The following is an 18393-nucleotide window of genomic DNA, read 5'->3' on the forward strand; positions in this document are numbered from 1 at the left end:
GCCCCGGGCCCGTCCCGCACCGAGCCCTCTGGTTGCGCTACGGAAAGGATCAATTACTCCGTGTTAGCCTCCTTCCCGATGTCCCCCCGCAGCGTGGAAGGATCTCATGTCCCCTCGTAATGCCGACCCCGCCGCGGTCGCCTCCCCCACCGCGACCGGCGCCGATCTACGTGACCAGCCGACGTCATCGGTCCCCCAGTTCCCCACGCTGCAGGACGTGCCCAAACAGGTCGCCCTGATCAACGGCGGCTTCGAGGAGCCGAAGATCACCGGTGGGAACCAGATGCTGCACGACGCCACCCGGCCCGGTGACGGCTCGGTACCCGGCTGGCAGACGACGGCCTCCGACCACGTGATCGAGATCTGGCACAGCCGCAGGGGCGTGCCCGCGGCGGGCGGCGAACAGTTCGCCGAGCTCAACGCCAACGAGTCCTCCGCCCTGTACCAGGACCTGGAGACCACACCCGGCACCACTCTGTACTGGAGCCTGCGGCACCGCGGCCGCGAGGGCGACGACACGATGTCGGTGAAGATCGGCCGACCGGACAGAAGGCCGAACAAGACCTGGACCTTCACCGACGGAACCGCCGAATGGGTGTCGCACGCCGACTCCTACAAGGTCCCGGCGGGACAGACGGTGACCCGGTTCGCGTTCGAGGCCGGCACAACCGCCACCGGCAATCCCACCGTCGGCAACTTCCTCGACGACATCGTCTTCGGCACCGCCCCCTGCGTGGTGGTGACCGCCGCCGCTGAGCCGGAGTCCGCCGCCGTCGGCGACACCATCACCTATACCGTCAACCTGAAGAACCACGGCGGCATCCCCGCCGAGAACCTCATCCTGCGCGACGCCGTCCCTGCCGGGACCAGCTACGTGCCCGGATCCCTGAAGATCGAGAACGGGCCGGGTCAGAGCAGCGGCAACGGCTGGTACGACTCGACCACCGGTCAGCTCACCCTGCCGCTGGGCCAGGGCGCCACCGCCGCCCAAGGCGGCACCCTGCCCTCCACCGTCGACCTGCCCGATGGTGTCAACGCCCAGTTCCAGGTCCAGGTGGAGCGCGAGGGTGCCGGTCGAACGATCTCCCAGCAGGCCACCGCCACCTACGACAGCGCCCGTGGTGACACCGAAGAGCACCTGACCTCCACCTCCAACCCCACCTCCGTGGCCGTCGCGCCGGCGGCCGACGGGGAGGCTGCCGAAGGGGAGGCGGGCCGACTCGCCGCGACCATGGTCACCGACCCGGTGTCGGCCACGGTCGGCGAGGACGTCACCTTCCACCTGGCGGTGAGCAACCACGGCCCCGCCCAGGCCACCGGTGTCATCGTCACCGTCCAACTCTCGGCGGACCTTGAGTTCGTGTCGGCCGCCGGGACGGGGACGTACGGCCGGCCCCCCGGCGAGTGGGTGATCGGGGACCTGCCCGCAGGCGATACCGCTGAGCTGCAGTTGCACACCACGGCCACGGCACCGGGCGCGCTGTCCGTTACCGCCATCGTCACCACCGACCGGGCCGGGGTGCCCGACCGGACCACCCACGTCATCGCGACCGCGGCCGTCGCAGTGTGCACCCATGCGAAATCCGCCTGCGCCGCTCACGGGGAAGGCGGCGCCCCCGCCACCCAGACCGGCGCGGACGCCGACCTGCCACTTTCGGGTGACGCGGTGCAGATGGTGGTCGCGCAGGCGCGCCAGGACCAGACCGCGTTCACTGTCTGCGTGCCTGGCCGTACCGTCCACCTCATGGCGCCGGCGAACACCGGCCTCTGCCAGTTCGGCTGCGCCTACGACGGTTGGCACGAGCAGCCGGCGCATTCTCGTTCCGTGCTCATCCCCGCTGTTGCGGACGCCTCTCATGCCATGTGGCACGGGAAGAAGGGCAGCAAGAAACGGGCCAAGCACCACCGGCGTTTCCTGCGTGAACTGGCCTCGCAGGTTCATGCGCTCAGCCGGCAACTTGCCGAGATGAACAACGACCGGTGACGCGGTCGGTCGCAGATCGCGCCGCTCAGGTCAGGAGCACCAGCGCCGGGTGAGATATCAGGAGCGGCGCGCCCCGGATGCAGTCGGAATCGTGATATTCGATACGGCGGAGGCGATTTCGCAACTCCCGGCGCTACTGCGAGATGGAAGGCCCCCAGGATCCGGCCGACCATCACGCGATGGGGTGACAACGGCGGCAGGAAGCCCTTGATCGCGGCCCGGAAGCAGCCTTACGGCCGGACACGGCCGCCTCCGATGCGAAATCCCTAGGGACCGTCTTCGCAAGAGACCGGATCGGCGATACCCCTTTGCCGCGGCCGGGTCTTGCGCGGCGGGGGCCAGGCCGCCAATTCAGTGAGCCCTGGTCAGAAACGCCCGCGCCGGCAAGGAAGCCGCAACGAGGACGCGTCGAATTCGGCATTCCTGTTGTTCTCCCCGCGGCTTCCTGCTCTCGGCACGCCTCTCCGGGCACCCGGCTCCCGCCGGCGGCATTCACAGCGAATCGCGCCACACGATCTACTACGTTCCGAGTAGCCGTTTGTATCCGTAAAGCAACTCTCCGTAGTGCTAGCGTGCTCGTTGTTGCAAGCGCGACAACGGCACAAGCGTTGCCGACCCATCCAACTAGTGGGGGAAAATCGTGCGTCGTCATCTACATTTCGGAAGCCATCGATGAGCGGGGCGGCGCCCCGCCGCGTGGTCGTCACGGGACTGGGGGCGGTGACACCCGCGGGAATCGGCACCGGACCGTTCTGGGACTTGATCATTCATGGCGACTCGGCCATTCGGAAGATATCCTGCTTCGACGCGACGGAGTTTCGTAGCAAGGTCGCCGGAGAATGCGACTTCGACCCGCAGGCACACGGCATCGACCCGGCCGAGGCGCACCGACTGGACCGCGCGGGCCAGTTCGCCTACGTCGCGGCCCGGCAGGCGATCGCCGACAGCGGACTCGACCTGGACCGGTTCCCCAAGGACCGGATCGGGGTCTCGATGGGCAGCGCGCTGGGCCGGGTCAGTTCCTTCGACCACTGGACCGCCCGGCGCACCACCAACCGCTTCGCCATGGCCCTCGGGGGCGCCGACGGCAGGGGGCGGCCCCTGTCCGAGGCGGAGCCGAGCGTGATCGCACAGGTGGTCGCGCAGCAGGCGGGAGCGCGCGGGCCGGTGCGCGTGGTGAGCAACGGCTGCACCTCCGGGCTGGACGCGGTGTCCCACGGCGTGCAGCTGATCGAGGACGGGCAGGCCGATGTCGTGATCGCCGGGGGCAGCGAAGCACCCCTGACACCGGTCGCGGTCTCGTCGATGGACGCCATCCGGGCCACATCCGCCTACGACGGCGACCCGGCGGAGGCGTGCCGCCCGTTCGACCGCAACCGCGACGGCATGGTGGTCGCCGAGGCCGCGGGCGTCCTGGTCCTGGAGGAGGCCGGCAGTGCCCGCAACCGGGGCGCGGTGGTCCTGGCCGAGATGCTCGGCTGCGGACACCGCGCCAACGCGCACCACATGACCGGTCTGGAGGCAGAGGGATCCGACCTGGCCGACGCCGTCCAGGAAGCACTGCACACCGCCAAGGTGGCGGCGGACGACGTCGACTACGTCAACGCCCACGGAACCGCGACCGGGCACAACGACGAACACGAGACGGCGGCGCTCAAACAGGCGCTGGGATCGCGAGCCTTCACCGTCCCGATCAGCTCGATCAAGTCGATGGTCGGTCACGCGCTCGGTGCGGCCGGCGCGATCGAGCTGATCGCCTGCGCCATGGCCATCCGCGACAACCTCATCCCGCCCACGGCCAACCTGTACGACCCCGATCCGAAGTGCGACCTGGACTACGTGCCCCTGATCGGACGCGAGCACCGCACCGACATCGCGCTGTGCACCGGCAGCGGTTTCGGCGGCCTCCAGACAGCGATCTTGATGGGCGCCCCCGGAGGTGGCCGATGATGAGCTCGGCGAAGATCGTCGTCACGGGACTCGGTGTGCTGAGCCCGACCGGTCTCGGGCATGCCGACTTCTGGAAAGCGGCCCTGGACTGCGACACCAGCCGACTCACCAGCGGGCGGCTGGCCGCGCTGACCAGCTCCTTCGAACCGGCGGCCCACATCCCCGCTCAGTTGCTGCCCCAGACCGCCCGGGTCACCCAGATGACGCTGGCCGGTACGGACTGGGCACTGGCCGACGCCAAGCTCGTGCTGTCCGATGTCCCGGCCGAAGGCCGAAGCACCGTGTTCGCCAATGCCTTCGGCGGCACCGACTACGTCGGGCAAGAACTGCACAAGCTCTGGACACTGGGTCCCGGGCACGTCAAGCCCTACCTGTCCTACGCCTGGTTCTACGCCGCCAACTCCAGCCAGGCGTCGATCCGGCACGATGCCCACGGCCCCGCCTGGACGCTGGTCAGCGGGCAAGCGGGTGGACTGGACGCCATCGCGCAGGCGTGCCGCCACCTCCGCAGGGGCGGCCACATCGCCATGACCGGCGCCTTCGATTCCTTCCTGGATCCGGTCGGACAGGAAGTGGCGACCGCGTACCTTGCCGACGCGGACGCACAGCCCCCGCGAAGCCCGGAGGCGAGCCGGCTGATCGGGGAAGGCGGCGCCGCCCTCGTCCTCGAATCGCACACGGCGCAACGGCGGCTGTCCGCCCCCTACGGGCAGATCAAAGGCTACGGAACCTCCTTCGACCCGGTGGCACCACGGCCAGGCGACTCGGGGCTGGAACGCGCGACCCGCGCCGCCCTCGCCGACGCGCAGGTCGACCCCGCCGACATCGACGTGATCTTCGCCGACGGCACCGTCCCCTACCTGGACGACATCGAGACGGCGGCCATCACCGAGATCTTCACCGACCACCCGGTGCCGGTGACCTCACCCAAGACCCTCACCGGGAAGATGGGCGCCGGCGGAGCCGCCCTCGACGTCGCCACCGCGCTTCTGGCGCTGCACCACCAGGTCATCCCCCCGACCGCGAGGCGGGGGAGCATTCCGCAGCCGCGGGGCATCGACATGGTCTACGACCGTCCCCGCGAGACCCGGCTGAGCAACACCCTGGTCCTGGCCCGCGGCCACGGCGGCCACAACTCGGCCATCGTGGTCGGCGCCCTGGACTGACCCGCACACCACGTCTGCGCCTAGAAAGGGCACCGGCCATGGAAACAGACGCCCGGCTGAACGAGAAAGACCTCATCGACATGCTGCCGACGGACGGCGCACCCGCGCCCGCCCACGACAGCGAGACGACCGGCAGCCGCAGCCTCGCCGATTTCGGATACGACTCGATCGCGATGGCCGACCTGATGTCCCAGATCGAGCTCCGCTACGAGGTCAAGCTCCCCGATCCCCTGCTCGGCGAACTGCTCAAGGTCAGCATCACCCAGGCCACCAGCCTGATCAACCAGCACATCACGGCCGCGGCCGGGTGACACCGGGCCCGACCCGCGTGCGGCGCTCGCGGCCATGCGAGCACACCCGGCAACGGCTCCCGGAGGCGATGACCCACAGTGCCATCGCCGAACGGGACGTCGCGAACCAGAGGAAATCAGTGACCGTGGAAACACAACCGCCCGGCTCCATCAAGGACCTGATGGAGATCTGCACCGGCTTCTGGGCATTCAAGTCCATCGTCAGCGCGCAGGAACTCGGCCTCTTCGACATCCTGCACGAGGCCGGCGCCCAACCGATCAGTGACCTGGCACGGCGGCTCGACGTGCAGGAACGGCCCGCGGAAACGCTGGTGACCGCCTTGGCCTCGCTCGGACTGCTCAAGGTCGACGACGGCCGGTACGGCAACAGCCCGCTCGCCGAGACCTACCTGGTCAGGGGCGGGAGGTACTACTTCGGCGGCTGGATCGCCCATCTCGACCAACGCAACTACCCCGGGTGGGCCCATCTGACCGAAGCGATACGAACCAACCGCCCCATGGGCTGGCAATCCGGCCACGAGGCGGAAACCCCCTTCGACATCGTCGACCCGGAGCTGACCTCCCAGTTCCAGGACGGGATGCACTCCCTCTCCCGGCACTCGGCGGCCTCAGCCGCCCAGCGGATCGACCTGTCGGGCGCCCGGACGCTGCTCGACGTCGGCGGCGGAACCGGGGCCTGGGCCATCGAGCTCGCCTCGGCGAACCCGCAGCTGACGATCACCATCTACGACCTGCCGCCCGTGTGCGACCTGGCCCGGGCCAAGATCGAGGCGGAGGGGCTGAGCAGCCGGATCAGCACGATCTCCGGGGACTTCCGCACCCAGGAGCTGCCGTCGGGATACGACACCGTTCTGCTCTCGATGATCCTGCACGACTGGACGCCCGACGAATGCCTCCGGCTCCTGAACAAATGCCACCGGGCGCTGGCACCCGGCGGCCGGGCGATCATCAGCGAGCTGCTCGTCGACGACGACAAATCCGGCCCCGCCGACGCGGCGCTGATGAGCCTCAACATGCTCGTGGCCACCCAGGGCCGCAACTACACCGCCGCCGAGTACAACGCCTGGCTGCTGGAAGCGGGGTTCGAAGCGCCGGAACTGGAGCCGATCGACACCCCTTCCTGCAACGGCCTGATCTCGGCGCGTAAGAAGGCCCCCGTCGACGGTTCGCCGGCGGAACGACACGTCGTCGACACGTCCGCCTCCTAGCAGGCGCAGACCAGCCCGAGAGCCAGGGCAAATCCGAGAAGACGAGTACGGAGGACCGGAATGGAACCAGCTCAGGACAGCATCGCCGCCGCGACGATCATCCTCGATCAGACCGTCGGGATGTACCGGACCGCAGCCCTCGCCGTCGCGGCCAGAGCCGGCGTCGCCGACCATCTGGACCGGCCGCGAACGGTCGTCGAACTGGCCGAGAGGACCGGCGTGAACGCCGCGGCGCTGCGCCGGGTCCTCCGCATGCTCGCCTCCCAGGACATCTTCCGTGAGGACGACCAGGGCCTGTACCACCTGACGCCCGCGGCCGAATTCCTTCGCTCCGGCGCGAGCCGGTCACTCCGCGACGCCGTGATCATGTTCTCCGAAGACTACATGTGGAGATCGGCAAGCCACCTGACCGCCGCGGTGGAGACGGGATCCAGTTCCTTCGAACAGCTGTACAGCAAGCCCTTCTTCGAATGGCTGGGCGCGAACCCCGACGCCGCCTCGACATTCCACGCGTCGATGGTTCAACTCTCCGAAACGGGCATCGAAAGAATCATCGATACCTATGACTTTCCTGCCACGGGCACCGTGGTCGACGTCGGCGGGGGACGTGGCGCGCTGCTCCGCGAGATCCTCGAGAAGAACCAGCACCTGAACGGCGTTCTCCAAGACGACCGGAGCGCGCTGCGCGAGCACGTCCTCGACACGCCGCAGACGGCCGACCGCTGGCGCCTGGAAGAGGGAAGCTTCTTCGAGTCGGTCCCTGTCGGCGGAAACGTCTACGTCCTCAAGCACATCATCCACAACTGGGGCGACGAGCAGTCCACCGCCATCCTGAGGAACTGCCGGTCGGCGATGAAGGACGACGCCCGCGTACTGATCATCGACCCGGTTCTGCCGGAACCCGGCAACCCTCACTTCGGCTGGGCCCTCGACCTGGTCATGTTGAGCACCCTCACCGGCAAGGAACGCACCCGGCAGGAATTCGAAGCGATACTGAACGACGCGGGCCTGCGCATCAGCAACATATTCCCCGTGCAGACGCTCGGAGAGTACTCGATCATCGAGGCCGTCGCGGCATAGGAAGGGCAGCCCAGGCCCTGCGGCCAGGCCACACCCGACCTCGCAGAGGTCATCGCGTTTCCGGCCGGCCCCATCGGCCCTGACCGCACCCGCCGTCACGACGTTCGTCCGCCCGGGAGGGCCGAGTCCCGGGAGAACCTGGTCCTTGCAGGCACGGCCATCCGCAAGGGCCGCACTTCCCGGTACTCCCTGGAAAGGGCATGGAGGGTGCTCGGTGAGCGAGCCAAACATCTACATCGCGGCCTGCGCGACCTGGCTGCCGCCATTGCTGCCGGTCGCGCAGGCCGTCGCCGACGGTCAATGCGACGAGAAACTCGCACAGCGCACGGGAATGGTGTCGGTCGCTGTGGCCGGTACCGAGGCGGCACCGGAAATGGCGGGCAGGGCCGCTCGGATCGCGCTGCGCCGGGCGCGCTACGACGGTGCGGACATCGCGTTGATCCTGCATGCGAACTTCTTCTACCAGGGCCATGACGTGTGGGCCCCGGCGTCGTACGTCCAACGTGTCGCCGTGGGGAATGACTGCCCGGCGGTGGAGATACGCCAGGCGTCCAACGGCGGCATGGCCGCGGTCGATCTGGCGCGCGCCTTCCTGATCGCCGGTCCCGGCCGCGAGGCCGCGCTGGTGACCACGGGCGACAAGTTCAGCCCGCCCGCCTTCGACCGGTGGCGAAGCGACCCGGGAACCGTGTACGCCGACGGCGGGACCGCGCTCGCGCTGTCCCGGCGGAGGGGATTCGGGCTGCTGCGAAGCCTGGTGACGGTCAGCGACCCAGAGCTGGAGGGCATGCACCGCGGCGACGACTCCTTCGGGCCCGCCCCCTTGAGCGCGCGTTCCATCGTCGACCTCGACGCATGCCAGCGTGACTTCCTCGCGAGCGCCGGAATGCGACGCGTGGCGGCGCGCGTGTGCGCGGGCCAGGAAGCGGTGCTCGCCAAGGCGCTGGCGCAAGCGGAGGTCAAGCTCGCAGACATCGACCGCGTCGTCCTTCCCCACCTGGGCCTCCACCGGCTCAACGGCAGCTACCTGCGAAGACTCGGCCTCAAGCCGGAGATCACCACCTGGCCGTGGAGTCGGCACATCGGGCACCTCGGCGCCGGAGACCCCTTCGCCGGACTGGAGCACCTGATGCTGACCGGCGCCCTCGGCGCCGGGGACCGGTGCCTGGTCATCAGCGTCGGCGCCGGCTTCACGTGGACGGCCGCCGTGATCGACATCCTGGAGCGCCCGACCTGGGCCGACCACGCGGCGAGATCGCCGTGAAGCCCCCCGCGTGTCCGACGCCATCCGGTCCACAGCATTGGAGGAAGCCAGTGACACACCTCGACGCCCAGACCAGCGACCGGCAGCAGTCGGCTCCGATCGTCACCATCGACCCCCTCGGCGCCGACCCGCATGCCGAGATGGCCCGGCTGCGCGCCGCCGGTCCGGTCGTGCGAACGGTGCTGCCCGGCCTGCCCGACACCGTGCACGCCTGGATGGTCACCCGCCAGGACCTGCTCAGCCGGCTCAGCCGGCACCCCGCCGTGTCCCGGGTCGCGCACCGGCACTGGGCCGCCTACCGCGACGGCCTCGTCCCCGCCGACTGGCCCCTGGCGGGCATGTTCATCGGCCTGACCAACATGTTCTTCCTGGACGACCCCGAACACCAGCATCACCGCCGAATGATCAGCTCGGTGTTCACCGCCAAACGCGTGGAACAGTTGAGCGCCGACATCACCCGCATCGTCCGGCACGCCTTGGACGCCCTGCCCGGCCACCGCGGCCCGGACGGCGCCGTCGACCTGCGCGCCCACTACGCCTACACGGTCCCCATGGGTGTCATCTGCCACCTGCTCGGCATCCCCGAATCCATGCGGCCGCAATTCCGGAACCTGGTCGACACGCTGCTCCGCACCGACGCCAAGACCGCGCAAGACGCCGCCGCCCTCGAACAGGGCCGCCTGGATCTGCTGGACGAACTGGTCGAACTCCGCCTCGCCCGCCCCGGTGCCGATCTGACCAGCAGCCTGATCACTGTGCGCGACAACGGCGGCGGCGCTCTGCTCCACCGGCAGCTGCTCGACACCCTGTGGTCACTGGTGATCGCCGGGCACGAGACCACCCTCAATCTGATCACCAACGCGGTCCGCGCCCTGCTCACCCACCCCGATCAGCTGGCTCACGCCAGAGCACTCCCACCCGACGGCTGGAGCGCCGTGGTGGAGGAGACCCTGCGGTGGGACGGTGTGATCAACTATCTGGTGGCCGGCTACACGACCGACACGATCCCCATCGGCGGCGTCAGCATTCCGCCCGGACAGCTCCTGGTCAGCTTGTACGCCGGCATCGGCCGCGACCCCGACCTCTACGGTTCCACGGCCGACCGGTACGACATCACCCGCGTCGTCTCCCAGCAGGTGGCCTTCGGTACTGGGAGTCACTACTGCCTCGGCGCGCCTCTGGCCCGCCTCGAATCCCGCATCGCGCTGTGCGAACTGTTCAGCCGCCATCCCGAGGTGCGGCTCGCCGTCCCCGACCGCGACCTCCGGCAAGTCCCCTCCATGTTCACCAACAGCCCCCGCGCACTGCCCGTCCACATCGACGTTCACGCAGACTCGCATCGTTGAGCGGCAGGCGGCCGCCGCGGAGATCACGTTGATCGGTCACCTCCAGTGCGTATCAAATGGATCTCCAGACGGTCCCTCGTATGGATCTGTCATCGACATCTCCTTCACCGACGCGCGGGGTGCGACGCCCTGCGGAGTCCTCCAGCCCTCTGGTGGGCGATACACGCTGGTGGCGTGACGCGGTCATCTACCAGATCTATGTACGCAGCTTCGCCGACGCCGACGGGGACGGCATCGGCGACCTGGCCGGCGTCCGAGACCGGCTTCCCTATCTGGCCTCGCTCGGCGTGGACGCATTGTGGATCACGCCGTTCTACGAGTCGCCGATGGTCGACGGCGGCTACGACGTCACGAACTACCGCTCGGTGGACCCGACGTTCGGCACGCTCGCCGACGCCGCGGACCTGATCGAGGACGCGCACGGCCTGGGGCTGCGCGTCATCGTTGACATCGTGCCCAACCACACCTCCGACCAGCATGTCTGGTTCCAGGAGGCGCTGGCCGCCGGGATCTCCGGTCCGGCGCGGGAGCGCTACGTCTTCCGGCCGGGACGAGGAGCCGCCGGCGAACTGCCGCCCAACGACTGGGAGTCGGTCTTCGGTGGTCCCGCGTGGACCCGGCTGCCTGACGGGCAGTGGTACCTGCACCTGTTCGCTCCGCAGCAGCCCGACCTGAACTGGGAACACCCGGACGTGCGCGCCGAGTTCGACGACGTCCTGCGATTCTGGCTGGACCTGGCGGTCGACGGATTCCGCATCGACGTGGCGCACGGCATGGTCAAGGCGGCAGGGCTGCCCGACGTCGGTGACGCGCCGCAGTCGCGGCTGCTGGGACGCGGCAAGGTGCCGTACTTCGACCAGGACGGGGTGCACGAGATCCATCGAGGCTGGCGACGGCTGCTCGACTCCTACCCCGGAGAGCGGATCGGGGTCGCTGAGGCATGGGCGCCCTCGCTCGATCGGCTGGCCAACTACGTACGGCCGGACGAGCTGCACCAGGTTTTCAACTTCGACTACATGAGGACCGACTGGGACGCCGGTGCACTGCGCTCGGTGATCGAGAAGTCCCTGGCCTCGGCCGGCTCCGTCGGCGCACCCACCACCTGGGTGCTGTCCAACCACGACGTCCAGCGGCATGTCACCCGCTACGGCGACGGCGACCTCGGACAGCGGCGGGCCCGAGCGGCGGCGCTGCTCACCCTGGCGTTGCCCGGTTCGGCGTACGTGTACCAGGGAGAGGAGCTCGGTCTGCCCGAGGTGCTCGACATCCCGGCCGAGCTGCTGACCGACCCGCAGCTGGAGAGCATCAAGGGCGGCCGGGACGGTTGCCGGGTTCCGCTGCCGTGGTCCGGCTACGAGCCCCCGTTCGGGTTCGGGTCGGGCGTTGGCTGGCTGCCGTCGCCGGCCGAATGGAAGTCGCTCACCGTGGAGGCGCAGCGGGACGACGACGCTTCCATGCTGACCCTCTACCGCCAGGCCCTCCGGATCCGGCGCGACCATCCGGCTTTGGGTGACGGCGAGCTGCGCTGGCTGGACGAGCCGCCGGGTTGCCTGGTGTTCGAGCGCACCGGTCATTCCGGCGGCCCGCGAATGCTGTGCGCGGTGAACACCGGCGACCAGAGCATCCGGTTCTCGGCCCCCGGCTCGCTCCTGCTGAGCAGCGGGCCGATCCGTACGGCAGGCCGGGACGCGATCCTCCCGCCCGACACGGCCGCCTGGTGGAGCGTCACACCCGAGGACTAGGTGATGTCTTCGGGGAGGAGGGTGGCGAGTTGTTCGGTGGTGAGTTGGGCGCCGGTGCTGGCGAGTTGTTCGGTGCGGCGTGCGTGGGCGGTCATGGCCGAGCGGACCAGTTTGTCGACTTCGCGGCCGTTGCCTTCGCGGAACCGGTCGCGGTTGGTGGTGAGGTAGGTGGTGAGGGCCTGGCGGGTGTGTTCGGGGACGCGGTAGTCGGCGGCCTGGGCTTTGCCGACAAAGATCGAGACCAGGCCGTCGACCGGGTAGGGGGTGAAGTTCAGCGTCCGCGCGAACCGGGAGGCAAGGCCCGGGTTGGTGGCCAGGAACCCTTCCATCTCGGTGGTGTATCCGGCGGCGATCACGATGACCTCGTCGCGGTGGTCCTCCATCAGCTTGACCAGGGTGTCGATGGCCTCCTGCCCGAAGTCGTGCCCCGAGCCGCCCGGCCGCGCCAGCGTGTAGGCCTCGTCGATGAACAGCACCCCGCCGCGCGCCTGCTGGAACACCTCGGTGGTCTTCTGCGCGGTCTGCCCCACGTACTGCCCCACCAGATCCACCCGGGCCGCCTCCACCACCTGCCCCTGCGCCAGCACCCCCAACGCCGTCAGCAACTCCCCGTACAACCGCGCCACCGTCGTCTTGCCCGTGCCGGGCGGCCCCGCGAAGATCAGGTGCCCGGTGAACGGCTCGGCCTCCAACCCCGCCGCCCGCCGCCGCCGCGCCGAGGCCAGCACGTCCAGCAGGTCACCGATCTCCCGCTTGACCTCCTCCAGCCCCGTCATCGCGGTCAACCGCGCCAGAACGGTGCTCACCTGCGCGGGATCGCGGGCCTCCCCGAACCGCGCCGCCAACCCCCCGCCCACATCCAGATCCTCGGCGACCAGCAAACTCAACACCTCACCCGAGGGAAGCTCCTCCAGATCGGCCAGCCGCTGCGCCTGCCGCTCCACCGCACCCTCGAACACCTGCCGCGCCGCCCGCCCGTTACCGAACGTCGCATCCCGCCGCACCGAAGTGAAATGCGCCAGAATCGCCGCCCGCGCGTCCTCGGCCAGCCGGTACCCGTCCCTGACCGCGTGCGACTCGGTGATCTGCAAAAGCTCGGCGGGGCTGTAGTTCTCGAACTCCACCGTCCGCGAGAACCGCGACTTCAACCCCGGGTTGGCCGCCAGGAACTCACGCATCTCCGCCGAATACCCCGCCGCCACCACCACGACCTCCTCGCGGTGGTCCTCCATCAGCTTCACCAGGGTGTCGATGGCCTCCTGCCCGAAATCGGTACCCGTCGCCCTACGCGACAACGTGTAGGCCTCATCGATGAACAACACCCCACCCAAAGCCCGCCGGAACACCTCCGAAGTCCGCAACGCCGTCCCACCCACGTTCTCCGACACCAGATCAGCCCGGCTCACCTCCACGACCTGACCCTTCTCCACCACACCCAGAGCCGCCAGAATCCCCCCGTACAAACGCGCCACCGTCGTCTTACCCGTCCCCGGCGGACCCGCAAAAACCATATGCCGACCAATCGAAGGCCCCGGCGGCAAACCCGCCAACCGCCGCCGCTCAGCCACCTTCTGCAAATTCGTCAACTTACGAATCTCACGCTTCACCCCCGCCAAACCCACCATCCCATCCAGCCGCGCCAGCAGCACATCCGCCGATTTCCCGTCGGCCTGCTCCTCCGACACGGGCGGCGCCGCCTCGGGCTGGGCCGGTGCTTCGCTCCCGGCCCCGGCCGGCGCGTCTCCCCCGGGCTTGGCCGGCGCCCCCTTCGCGCGCTGACCGGTCACGGCGGCGAGATCGAAGTCGAACCGGTCCGGCTTCCCGTTGCGGACGCTCGTCAGGTTCTCGATCTGCACGCTCGTCCCGAGGCAGGTGAGGATGCCCCGGCCGATGTTGTCCGCCAGCGTGCAGCCGCGCATGGCGAGCTCGCCCCCCGGTTCCACGCTCACGCCCGCGAGCTTGTTGCCGGTGATCGTCGTACCCTCCATCAGGACGCGCGAGCCGGCGTCCAGCTCGACGCCGACCCGCCCCGTGTCAGCGACCCCGCCCCGGACCATCATGAGGTTCGCATCCCGAGCGAGGTAGATGCCGTTGGAGGGCGCGTTGACGACCTCGCAGTCCTCCAGGCGGACGGTGCCCTTCTCGACGACCATGCCGGTCCGCTGCGGCGACTCCACCTTGACCCGCCGGGCGGTCAGCGAGCCGCCGGTCGCCACCCACAGCGCGTCCGCGCCCGCGTCCACGATCAGGCAGTCCTCCGCGACCGCCTTGCCCTTCTCCACGGCGACCAGGGACGTCCGGCCCGAGCCGCGGAGTTCGCAGTCGCGGAGCTCGGCCTCCGCGCGGTCGTCGACCCGGATCCCCGAAAGGGCCGGACCGCTGACCGTGCACTGGTCGAGGAGCGGCTTGGACCCCTCGGTCACCCAGATGCCGTGCCCGCCCGCGTCGATGATCCGGCACGACCGCAGGGTCACCGTGCTGCCGCTGCGGATCGCCACCGCGTTGCCGTCGGTCCCGGTGACCGAGGTGCCCTCCATGCCCCCGGACGAGGCGCTGTACACGACCGCGCCCTCCTGGACCTCGCAGTCCCGCAGGGTGAGCTGGGCGCCCTTTGACGCCCGCACGGCGATTCGGGACCGGGTCATGAACTCGCACTGCTCCGCCAGGATGGTGCCTTCCGCCACCTCCAGCGCGAGGCCCTTGTCACTCCAGTTCCGGACGATGAGCCCCTGCAGCGTCACCTTTCCGGTGACTTCGATCGTGCCGACGGTACGGCCGTCGAGCGTGACCGAACCGAGGCCCTCCACGGCCGTCATGACGAAGTCGCCCTTGCTGCGGAACCCCGTGTTCGGGTACGAGCCCGGCTCGATCAGAATATGCCGTCCACGCGGTGCGCCCGGCGGCAGCGGCGCGTTCAGCGCCTCCAGTACCGTTCGATACGCCCCGGGGGAGGTCAACGACACGACCAGACTGTGCAACGGGTCTCCTCACGAATCACCGTTATGGTGGCATGCGGAGACCCGTTCCCGCTTCTGCCGATCCCTCGAAGTGTGGAGGCGGTGGCCCGGACTCGTCTCGGCCGGCGCCTCGACGTGGGCCGGCGAGAATGGTCTGCGTTCGGGCGGGCTGGTGCGGAAGCCCCGCCCGTTCGCGCTACTTGCGGCGCGCTACGTCGTAGAGGGCGCAGCCGATCAGTTCGAGGGACACCTGCAGCCGCTCCCGGCTGACGTTCTGGGCGATCGTGTCCTCGGGCGAGTGGTAGAAGGGCTCCAACTGGCTGGGCGCCTCACTGCCGCGCCAGCTGAAGTTGCCCGCCGGGATGCCGCGCTCGTGGAAGGCCTCGTGGTCGCTGGAGCCTCGGGCGGTGGGGCCCTTGGTCTGACCGGCGTAGCCGAGCCGGTGCGCGGCGGCGTTCACCGCGGCCGTGGTGGTGTTGTCCGCGCCGTCCACGGACAGCAGCCAGTACGTGCCCGCGGGGGGATGACTGGTGGCGACCATGTCGTTCTGGAAGCAGCCGGTGATCTGCGCGACGCCCGCCGCGTCGAGTTGCTTCACGTAGTGCCGGGCACCGACCAGGCCGTACTCCTCCGAACCCCACAGGCAGACGCGGATCGCCTGCTGGGTCGGCAGCCGCCTCAGCACGCGCGCCAGTTCCAGGCAGAGCACGGTTCCGCTGCCGTCGTCGTTGGCGCCGGGTGAGCCGGGGACGCTGTCGTAGTGTGCGCTGACGATGACGGCCTTGCCGGTGGGGTTGGGCAGCGTCGCCTTCCGCTCGGCCAGGACGTTGTACGAGGTCAGCCCCGAGTGATGGGTGACCGCGAAGGACAGCCGCCGGGCGCCCGCGCGGATCCGCTCGCCGTGGTATTCGGCCAGGCCCAGCACAGGGATCGCGACCGTCTCGTTCAGCGTCGGGACGAAGGAGCCGGGCTTGCGCTCGGGATAGGTGACCGAGCGGGCGTTGACGATGAGCGCCGCCGCGGCTCCGGCGCCCGCGGCCGCCTCGGCCTGCGCGGTCTCCATGCCGGGCACCCGGTCGAACAGCACGAGCCTGCCGCGCACGTCGCCGGTGACCTCGGTGGCCTGGCCCACGTCCACCACCGTGCCGTCCACGGAGGCGACGGCCCCCTGCGGGGAGGCACTGCACTGCCAGACCCGCTCGCCCCGGGAGCGGATCTCCGCCAGATACTTGTCCGCGACCGGGAAGGGCTGCAGTTCGACCGTGTAGCCGAGATCGCGCAGACGGCCGGCGATGTAGCGGGCGGCGCGGTGCTCCGACGGGGTGCCGGCGATGCGCCAGCCGATCTGGTCGCTGAGCACTTCCAGGTGCCGCAGCGCCCGGCGGGCGTCGACGCGGGCGACCACCGCCCTGTCGCCGGCGGTGAGGGAGGGTGACCGGAGGGCACCGGGGCGCTGCCGGGTCGCGGCGGCGGCGGTGCCGGGGAGCAGGCCGACGGTCGCGAACCCGGTGAGGGCCGCGGCCCCGGCCAGCAGATCACGGCGTTTGACCTCGGACATGGCGTCTCCTCGGGAGATGGGCGGCCGGCGCGCCGCCGGCCTCGGATCTCGGCGTCGGCAACGGACGGCGAGACAACGAACTTCCCCCGGTTGAAGCGAACATACAAAATCGCCACAAAACCGACAAGACTCTTACGGTCCACAGACCAGATCGTGATCAAGCTTGCGGCACAGCCCCCCATGGACCACCAGTTTCCGCCGGATCATCTGGCCTGAGGCATGCCAATGGGAAACCGGCCGAGGTGAATGGCATTGCATTCCACGTGCAGGCCCATCGGTTGTGACACATTCGCGAGGGCGAGGACATCGCCGACGAACTGCTTGGTCCTTTTACACGGCTCGGAACTCATCCGGCGCCCGGGCAGTTCACACGGACGGTGGGCGCCGGGCGTGCCGGATCATGCGCGGCGCCGAATCGATCAGCTTGGGCCGCTGGGTTCAGTGCCCGGACGTCAGACCTGAGTAGACCGACTGGACGTAGTCCGGGGCTTTGGCACCGCGGCGGGGCCGGAAGTCGAACGCCGACCCGTCGGTGAAGTCGATCCGGATGAACCATTCCGGCTGCGGGGTGCGGCCGAGCGGCAGCGCCCGCAGTCCTCGGACCGCCGTGAACGGAATCTCCCAGCAGGTCGTCAGGGGCCCGGCCGGGTCGTCCGAATGGTCGCCCCGAGCGCCGCGGACGCGACCACGCAACCCGCCCGGCCTCGCGGAGGGACGCGCGAACCGTGACTCGACGGACACCGCGAGCCGCCGGTCCGTGAGCAGCAGCCACGCCTCGTCGGTGTACCCGGTCATGTGGGCGGCGACCGCGGCCGCCGCCGCGTCCGGTCCGGGCGCGTGCGCCCACCCCCAGATCACCGGGTCGTCGGCCCATTCGTCGTACCAGAACCGGCCCGTCCGGACCGGATCGGTCGGCAGGGGCCACGACGGGTCCGGGACCGACGAACCGCCCGGGACGGCGGGCGGGTGCGGGGCCGCGCTCAGCCCCCGTACGGTCGCGCCGATGTGCCCGGCCGCGTGGTCGCCCATGACCAGCCTCTCGCCGGGCGCGCACCAGTGCGCGCGGGCGATCTCGTACAGTTTCTGCTCGTTGCGAGGCACGTGGTCACCCGTCAGGAACGTTGCGCGGCGAGGCGGGCGAGGCGCTCCGCCGCCTCGTCGTCCGGTGCGGTGACGTCGAAACCGGAACCGTCCCGGAGCCCGATCCGCAGGACCGGGACCTTGCGGGGACGGTACCCGGACGGCAGCTTGCGCCGGTCCAGGCCGAGGTGCGCGATCTGCGCCGCCGGAACCTCGGCGAGACCTGCGACACGTGACAGCGGCACCGGTTCACCCGCTGGATAAGGATGGTCACGAGCGAGCGCGCGTCCCAGATCCGCCGCCCCGGCGGCGATTCTGCGGGCCCGTGACAGCACGCCCGCCTGCGACTCGCGTCGCGCTCCGGACTCGGCGGCCTCGCCCCGCGTCATCGCGACGATGCCGATCCGGTACGGGGTGAGGACCCAGTAGCGAGTCTCCGGGGAGTCGGGAAGCGTCACCCGCGCGGCCGTGCCGCTGCCCGGCCCGTAGACCACCATCGCCGGCGGGTCGAGGTTCTCCTCGCGGAACGCCGAATCCATGCCGGCTCCGACGGCGTTCAGCACGGCGCGTCCGCCACCGCCCGGGACGCCCCGCCAGTTGTGGCCGTCCACATCGAAACGCAGGGCGGGACCGTGACAGTGGAGGCACAGCAGGACGGGCTCATCCGGCCGGCACCAGTGCCGCCGCAGCGCCAGCGTCCCGCTGAGCTCGCGTCCGCTCATCCCGGCGCCCTCCCGACCATGATGG

At 69.8% G+C, this 18393-nt stretch carries 13 protein-coding genes; 9 read left to right on the top strand and 4 right to left on the bottom strand.

Annotated elements, in window-relative coordinates; all coding sequences use genetic code 11:
* Nucleotides 1-106 precede the first annotated feature (106 nt).
* From BJ999_RS39295 to BJ999_RS39335, 9 genes are all read left to right on the top strand, one after another.
* Nucleotides 107-1984, top strand: coding sequence for a DUF11 domain-containing protein (locus tag BJ999_RS39295; RefSeq protein ID WP_179837911.1), 1878 nt, complete (start codon nt 107-109; stop codon nt 1982-1984).
* 672 nt (nt 1985-2656) lie between these two features.
* Nucleotides 2657-3934, top strand: a complete 1278-nt coding sequence (locus tag BJ999_RS39300) for a beta-ketoacyl-[acyl-carrier-protein] synthase family protein (protein WP_179837912.1) — start codon at nt 2657-2659, stop codon at nt 3932-3934.
* A complete protein-coding gene (locus tag BJ999_RS39305) occupies nt 3934-5100 on the top strand; it encodes a beta-ketoacyl synthase N-terminal-like domain-containing protein (RefSeq protein WP_179837913.1) in 1167 nt (388 codons plus the stop codon). The genes BJ999_RS39300 and BJ999_RS39305 overlap by 1 nt, the downstream gene beginning before the upstream one ends.
* A 38-nt stretch (nt 5101-5138) precedes the next feature.
* Nucleotides 5139-5411 carry an acyl carrier protein gene (locus tag BJ999_RS39310; protein ID WP_179837914.1) on the top strand — a complete coding sequence of 91 codons (273 nt, stop codon included), beginning with the start codon at nt 5139-5141 and terminating at the stop codon, nt 5409-5411.
* 125 nt (nt 5412-5536) lie between these two features.
* Nucleotides 5537-6619, top strand: coding sequence for a methyltransferase (locus BJ999_RS39315; RefSeq protein ID WP_218935430.1), 1083 nt, complete (start codon nt 5537-5539; stop codon nt 6617-6619).
* A 60-nt stretch (nt 6620-6679) separates the two neighbouring features.
* Complete coding sequence (locus BJ999_RS39320; RefSeq protein WP_179837916.1) at nt 6680-7699, top strand: methyltransferase; 1020 nt, start codon at nt 6680-6682, stop codon at nt 7697-7699.
* A gap of 214 nt (nt 7700-7913) precedes the next feature.
* Nucleotides 7914-8963, top strand: coding sequence for a ketoacyl-ACP synthase III family protein (locus tag BJ999_RS39325; protein WP_179837917.1), 1050 nt, complete (start codon nt 7914-7916; stop codon nt 8961-8963).
* 50 nt (nt 8964-9013) lie between these two features.
* Entirely contained in the window at nt 9014-10309 is a 1296-nt protein-coding gene (locus BJ999_RS39330; RefSeq protein WP_229810666.1) for a cytochrome P450, read from the top strand.
* An 80-nt stretch (nt 10310-10389) separates the two neighbouring features.
* Nucleotides 10390-12051 carry a glycoside hydrolase family 13 protein gene (locus BJ999_RS39335; RefSeq protein WP_179837918.1) on the top strand — a complete coding sequence of 554 codons (1662 nt, stop codon included), beginning with the start codon at nt 10390-10392 and terminating at the stop codon, nt 12049-12051.
* Here the strand turns inward: BJ999_RS39335 and BJ999_RS39340 are convergent.
* From BJ999_RS39340 to BJ999_RS39355, 4 genes are all read right to left on the bottom strand, one after another.
* The gene (locus BJ999_RS39340) at nt 12048-15029 is read right to left on the bottom strand and encodes an AAA family ATPase (protein ID WP_179837919.1); all 2982 of its coding nucleotides are present in this window, start codon (nt 15027-15029) and stop codon (nt 12048-12050) included. The two genes, BJ999_RS39335 and BJ999_RS39340, sit on opposite strands and share 4 nt — an antisense overlap.
* A 175-nt stretch (nt 15030-15204) precedes the next feature.
* Nucleotides 15205-16566 (bottom strand): M28 family peptidase, encoded by a 1362-nt coding sequence (locus tag BJ999_RS39345; RefSeq protein WP_179837920.1) that lies wholly within the window; start codon nt 16564-16566, stop codon nt 15205-15207.
* A gap of 438 nt (nt 16567-17004) precedes the next feature.
* Nucleotides 17005-17667, bottom strand: a complete 663-nt coding sequence (locus BJ999_RS39350) for a hypothetical protein (protein ID WP_179837921.1) — start codon at nt 17665-17667, stop codon at nt 17005-17007.
* 11 nt (nt 17668-17678) lie between these two features.
* Complete coding sequence (locus tag BJ999_RS39355) at nt 17679-18368, bottom strand: hypothetical protein (protein ID WP_179837922.1); 690 nt, start codon at nt 18366-18368, stop codon at nt 17679-17681.
* Nucleotides 18369-18393 lie beyond the last annotated feature (25 nt).

The organism is Actinomadura citrea (genome assembly GCF_013409045.1).
Lineage (GTDB): Bacteria > Actinomycetota > Actinomycetes > Streptosporangiales > Streptosporangiaceae > Spirillospora > Spirillospora citrea.

What these genes read in the sequence shown, in the direction of transcription:
- BJ999_RS39295 (WP_179837911.1), top strand. Translation starts at nt 107, where the DNA reads ATGTCCCCTCGTAATGCCGACCCCGCCGCGGTCGCCTCCCCCACCGCG.
- BJ999_RS39300 (WP_179837912.1), top strand. Translation starts at nt 2,657, where the DNA reads ATGAGCGGGGCGGCGCCCCGCCGCGTGGTCGTCACGGGACTGGGGGCG.
- BJ999_RS39305 (WP_179837913.1), top strand. Translation starts at nt 3,934, where the DNA reads ATGAGCTCGGCGAAGATCGTCGTCACGGGACTCGGTGTGCTGAGCCCG.
- BJ999_RS39310 (WP_179837914.1), top strand. Translation starts at nt 5,139, where the DNA reads ATGGAAACAGACGCCCGGCTGAACGAGAAAGACCTCATCGACATGCTG.
- BJ999_RS39320 (WP_179837916.1), top strand. Translation starts at nt 6,680, where the DNA reads ATGGAACCAGCTCAGGACAGCATCGCCGCCGCGACGATCATCCTCGAT.
- BJ999_RS39335 (WP_179837918.1), top strand. Translation starts at nt 10,390, where the DNA reads ATGGATCTGTCATCGACATCTCCTTCACCGACGCGCGGGGTGCGACGC.
- BJ999_RS39345 (WP_179837920.1), bottom strand. Translation starts at nt 16,566, where the DNA reads ATGTCCGAGGTCAAACGCCGTGATCTGCTGGCCGGGGCCGCGGCCCTC.
- BJ999_RS39355 (WP_179837922.1), bottom strand. Translation starts at nt 18,368, where the DNA reads ATGAGCGGACGCGAGCTCAGCGGGACGCTGGCGCTGCGGCGGCACTGG.